We start from the raw sequence: 5,273 nt of genomic DNA on the forward strand, positions 1-5,273 counted from the left end.
CGGCGGGCTCCTCGACGGGCTCCGGCTTCTCCACGACGAGGGCCTCGGTGGTCAGCAGCATCGAAGCGATCGACGCGGCGTTGGCCAGGGCCGAACGGGTGACCTTGACCGGGTCGATGACGCCGGCCGCGATCAGGTCCACGTACTCGCCGGTGGCGGCGTTCAGGCCGTGGCCCACCTCGAGGTGCGAGACCTTGTCGGTCACGACGTAGCCCTCGAGGCCGGCGTTCTCGGCGATCCAGCGCAGCGGCTCGACCATCGCGCGGCGCACGACGGCGACACCGGTCGCCTCGTCGCCCAGCAGGCCGAGGCCGTCGGCCAGCGCGTCCGCGGCGTGCACCAGGGCGGAGCCGCCGCCGGAGACGATGCCCTCCTCGACCGCGGCGCGGGTCGCGGAGATCGCGTCCTCGAGACGGTGCTTCTTCTCCTTGAGCTCGACCTCGGTGGCCGCGCCGACCCGGATCACGCAGACCCCGCCGGCCAGCTTGGCCAGCCGTTCCTGGAGCTTCTCCCGGTCCCAGTCGGAGTCGGACGCCTCGATCTCCGCCTTGATCTGGCGGATCCGGTCCTGCACGACGCTCTGGTCGCCGGCGCCGTCCACGAGCGTGGTGTCGTCCTTGGTGACGGTGACCCGGCGGGCGGTGCCGAGCACTTCGAGGCCGACCTGGTCGAGCTTGAGGCCGACCTCCGGGCTGACCACCTGGGCACCGGTGAGGATCGCGATGTCCTGCAGGATCGCCTTGCGACGGTCGCCGAAGCCGGGCGCCTTGACCGCGACCGAGTTGAAGGTGCCGCGGATCTTGTTGACCACCAGGGTGGACAGCGCCTCGCCGTCCACGTCCTCGGCGATCACCAGCAGCGGCTTGCGGGACTGGGCCACCTTCTCCAGTACCGGCAGCAGGTCCGAGATCGAGGAGATCTTGCCCTGGTTGATCAGGATGTACGGGTCTTCCAGGACCGCCTCCTGACGCTCCTGGTCGGTCACCATGTACGGGGACAGGTAGCCCTTGTCGAACTGCATGCCCTCGGTGAACTCCAGCGTCAGGCCGAAGGTGTTGTTCTCCTCGACCGTGATGACGCCGTCCTTGCCGACCTTGTCCATCGCCTCGGCGATCAGGTCGCCGATCGCCTTGTCCTGCGCGGAGATCGCGCCGACCTGCGCGATGGACTCCTTGGTCTCCACCGGCTTGGCGGAGGCGAGCAGGTGGTCGGAGACCGCCTTGACGGCCGCGTCGATGCCCCGCTTGAGCTCGATCGGCTGCGCGCCGGCGGCCACGTTGCGCAGGCCTTCGCGCACCAGGGCCTGGGCCAGCACGGTCGCGGTGGTGGTGCCGTCGCCCGCGATGTCGTTGGTCTTGGTGGCGACCTCCTTGGCGAGTTGGGCGCCGAGGTTCTCGTACGGGTCCTCGAGTTCCACTTCGCGGGCGATGGTGACGCCGTCGTTGGTGATGGTGGGCGCGCCGAACTTCTTGTCGATGACGACGTTGCGACCCTTGGGGCCGATCGTCACCTTGACCGCGTCGGCGAGCGCGTTAACGCCGCGCTCCAGCTTGCGGCGGGCGTCCTCGTCGAACTGCAACATCTTGGCCATGGGCGCCAAGCGTCCCTTCTAAGCGTCTGAGCGGTTAAAGCCGTGGATGATTGAGCAGGAGCAACGGGCACGTCAAAGGCCGCGCCCCGCGCCCGTCCTAGGGAGCGGGGTTTGCGGAACGCGGCCTTAAGAGCGGCCGAGGATTGGTGGCCGGGCTTGCGCGCCGATGACCGTCGCCTGGCCGCGTTGTCGTCGGTCGCCGCAGCACCACTGCGACTCCCTCCTCCGCCTTGCCATGCTCGGCCCTCGACCCGCAGGCCCACGCGGCGCCAGCCGCATGAACAACACCGTCGGCCCCCAATCCTCGGCCGCTCTTAGACATCCGACTGCGCGGGTGCCGCCCTAGTGCTACTTGTTGATGACGGCCAGCAGGTCCCGCGCCGAGAGCACGAGGTACTCCTCGTTGTTGTACTTGACCTCGGTGCCGCCGTACTTCGAGTACAGGACGACGTCGCCTTCCTTGACGTCGAGCGGCAGACGCTGGCCGTCCTCGAAACGACCCGGGCCGACGGCAAGGACGACGCCCTCCTGGGGCTTCTCCTTGGCCGTGTCCGGGATGACCAGGCCGGAGGCAGTGGTCTGCTCGGCGTCCAGCGGCTTGACGACGACACGGTCCTCAAGCGGCTTGATGGCAACGGTAGCCACGGTCGTGACCTCTCCTTCGGAGACATTCACCAGCGGCGGGGACGTGGTTCCCGCCGGTTGACTTAGGGCCACCGTCCACGCCTGTCGTCGCGGGTGCCAGGAGGGACGCAGTGGCATTGGCACACTCGCGGTGAGAGTGCCAATCGGCAGGTTATGACTACGGCTGGCACTCGGTCAACCTGAGTGCCAAGCAGGTGCCACTGCATCACCTCACGCCGCTCGGACGGGGCCGCCGAGCGCCCCCAGGGCGTACGCGAGCGGTGAATAAAAGGTGCTGGAGTGTCCAACGAGCGGGGTGTGACAGCAGGTGATCTCAACATCCGGAGGTATGAGCAGTACCTGCCTTCGGCAGCGGATAATCATGGACGCACAATGACGCGGGGGCCAGTAGGGTCGGGAGCCCAGGGTCGCGTACGCCACCTGTGCAAGCCCGCTGACGAGGAGATGGAAGTGTTCGGCATACTCGGCCTCGATCCGGCGGCGGAGCGTGTCTATCAGGAACTGGTCACCTCGGGATCGAGCAATGCGACCGATCTGGCCGAGCGCGCGGCGCTGTCGGACGACGCGGTGCGCGCGGCACTGGGCCAGCTTTCCGAGCTCGGTCTGATCACGAAGCAGGTCGGGAAGCGTGAGGGGTACTCCGCCGCGCCGCCCGCCGTGGCGCTCGGCGCACTGCTCGCCGAACAGCGGCACGCGCTGTACCGCGCGGAACTGGGCCTCGCGTCGCTGGCCGAGGCGTATCGCAGCGCCAGCTCCGACGGCTCGGCCCGCGACCTGGTCGAGGTGTTGATCGGGGCGCACGCGGTGCGGCACCGTTTCGAGCAGATCCAGATGAGCGCGAACTCGGAGCTGCACGTGATGTCGGAGGCCACGCACGAGGTGGTCGCCTCGGGCGAGAGCGTCGCCGAGGAGCAGGCGGTGGACCGCGGCGTGCGGTACCACGTGATCATCGAGCGCGCGATGCTGGACTTCCCGGGCGCCTTCGAGGGCCTGACCGCGCACATGAAGCACCAGCAGCTGTGCCGGGTGGTCGAGAAGGTGCCGACGAAGCTGGTCGTCGCCGACCGCTCGGTGGCCCTGGTGCCGCTCAGCGGCGGGTCGAATCCGGACGGCGGCGAGCCCGCGGCGATGTTCGTGCGCGCGCCGGGCCTCATCAGGCTGCTGATCGGACTGTACGAGTCGGTGTGGGAACGGGCCGTCCCGGTGCGCCTGGTCGAGCCGAACGTGATCGAGCTCGACGAGCCGGAGACCGAGCCAACAGGGCTGGATCTGCGCATACTGTCGCTGCTGATGGTCGGGGCGACGGACGCCACGATAGCCAAGCAGCTCGGCCTCGGCCTGCGTACCGTGCAGCGTCGGGTGGCGCACATGATGGACCTCGCGAAGGTCAGCACCCGGCTCCAGTTGGGTTGGCAGGCCTGCCACCGCGGTTGGCTCGGCTAGGGCATGTGTTTGAGAAGTAGGGCACGGGGTGTGCCTACCGGGCGCCTACGATTGATCGTGTGACGCAGGCGAGCATTTCCCAGGGTAAACCGGAGTCGTTCTACGCGCGGGTCGGCGGCGAGCCGACGTTCCGCGCCCTGGTACACCGGTTCTACGAGGGCGTCGCCGAGGATCCGCTGCTGCGACCGCTCTATCCCGAGCAGGATCTGGGTCCGGCCGAGGAACGGCTGACCCTGTTCCTGATCCAGTACTGGGGCGGCCCGACGACGTACAGCGACGAGCGTGGGCACCCGAGGCTGCGGATGCGGCACGCGCCGTTCCGGGTCGACGCGCAGGCACGGGACCGGTGGCTGCACCACATGGGCGAGGCGGTCAAGGACCTGAAGCTGGACCCGGCCGACGAGGCGGAGCTCTGGCAGTACCTGGAGCGGGCCGCGCACTTCATGGTCAATGCCGAGTGACAGTCAGATGATATGACTGACGGATGGTATGCGGCGCTCGCGGCGTGTTAATGCACGCGTTAATGCACATAATTAACGTACGTATTAACGCAACAGTGCAGCTGCGAAGCGTGCGTCCAAGGGTGTTAGCCGAGTGCGTCAGGAGTGCACTGGCTGTACACGTGAGCTTCGACAGCGAATGTCGATGAAGGCGACAGCTCTCACCGGCAACGCGCGTGCGATGTCGACGAGCCCGGGCAACGCCCTTTGGCCTGCCAGGACTGGCCTTCGCACTGTCGAAACTCATCGACAAGACGCAGGCGAATGGAGGCTGCGGGACCGTCCGAATTGGTCGAGACTCGCTGTCCGAACTCACAAAAAGAGCCAAGTGCACGCTATTTCGGCGACGGCGCCCGCTCCGGGGAAGGTGCAAGCGGTGTGTGGGTGTGTGTCAGGAGCGCGCGGCTTTGAGGGCCCCGAGTTCCCCGGCTCTAGTGCAACCCACGTGCGTTAGGCGCACGCGATCAGCCCTGCGGAGCAGAACAGGATCTTCATACAAGCCGTGTGCGTCAGGAACGCACGCCGCGTTCGAGCACAGTGCCGTACGGGGTGTCCAGACGCAGCCAGCGCGCGTGTGAGGCGACGCGGGACGACTCGGCGCTGCTCTCCGGCTTCGGGCCGAGGAAACCCATCGTGGCGGCGGCGTGTGCCGCGCGCCAGCGCAGGCCGTGCAGAAGCTCGCGGGTCCAAATCTCCTCGGCGAGCGTGTCGAGCGCGGCGCGGTCGCGGCCGAGCGCGCCGAACCGGAAGTCGGCGTTGCCTTGGGCGACCGCTTCGGCGAGCCGCCGCAGCGGGATCTCGCCCAGCGGCTGCCAGCCGGTGCGCGGCGGCAGCAGACCCGCCCAGGACGGCCCGCCGAGCAGCGGATCCGGCAGCGTGAACGTGGCCGAGCCGTCGTCGGCGTCCGTGCGGATCGCATCGAGCAGTCGGCCCGCCGCTACCGTGCGGTCGAAGGGCTGTGAGCCTTCGGCGAGCGCCACCGTGCGCACCGTCAGGACGGTGACACCGCGAGAGGCCGATCCGTGCAGCGGCGGCGCGGTGTACGCCGCGGCGGCCCGGCCGATCCCGACGAAACGCACGGCCGCCGTCTTGTC

Annotated in this window: 5 protein-coding genes; 2 read left to right on the plus strand and 3 right to left on the minus strand. The window is 68.4% G+C overall.

The window, feature by feature from the left end:
* Together groL and groES are read right to left on the minus strand one after the other, a co-directional pair.
* A partial coding sequence (gene groL, locus VGS97_RS13815; RefSeq protein WP_326853842.1) for a chaperonin GroEL occupies window positions 1-1,591 on the minus strand: 1,591 nt, incomplete at its 3' end.
* Window positions 1,592-1,939: 348 nt separating this feature from the next.
* Complete coding sequence (gene groES, locus VGS97_RS13820) at window positions 1,940-2,266, minus strand: co-chaperone GroES (RefSeq protein WP_414641714.1); 327 nt, start codon at window positions 2,264-2,266, stop codon at window positions 1,940-1,942.
* A gap of 420 nt (window positions 2,267-2,686) precedes the next feature.
* Between groES and VGS97_RS13825 the strand changes: the two genes are divergently transcribed.
* Window positions 2,687-3,679, plus strand: a complete 993-nt coding sequence (locus tag VGS97_RS13825) for a helix-turn-helix domain-containing protein (RefSeq protein WP_326853845.1) — start codon at window positions 2,687-2,689, stop codon at window positions 3,677-3,679.
* Window positions 3,680-3,738: 59 nt separating this feature from the next.
* Window positions 3,739-4,140 (plus strand): globin, encoded by a 402-nt coding sequence (locus VGS97_RS13830; RefSeq protein ID WP_326853846.1) that lies wholly within the window; start codon window positions 3,739-3,741, stop codon window positions 4,138-4,140.
* A 548-nt stretch (window positions 4,141-4,688) separates the two neighbouring features.
* Here VGS97_RS13830 and VGS97_RS13835 read toward each other — a convergent pair.
* Window positions 4,689-5,273, minus strand: a 585-nt coding sequence (locus VGS97_RS13835; RefSeq protein ID WP_326853849.1) for a hypothetical protein, incomplete at its 5' end; no start/stop codon positions are given.

It is taken from the genome of Actinocrinis sp. (assembly GCF_035946395.1).
In the GTDB taxonomy this organism is placed as follows: Bacteria; Actinomycetota; Actinomycetes; order Streptomycetales; family Catenulisporaceae; genus Actinocrinis.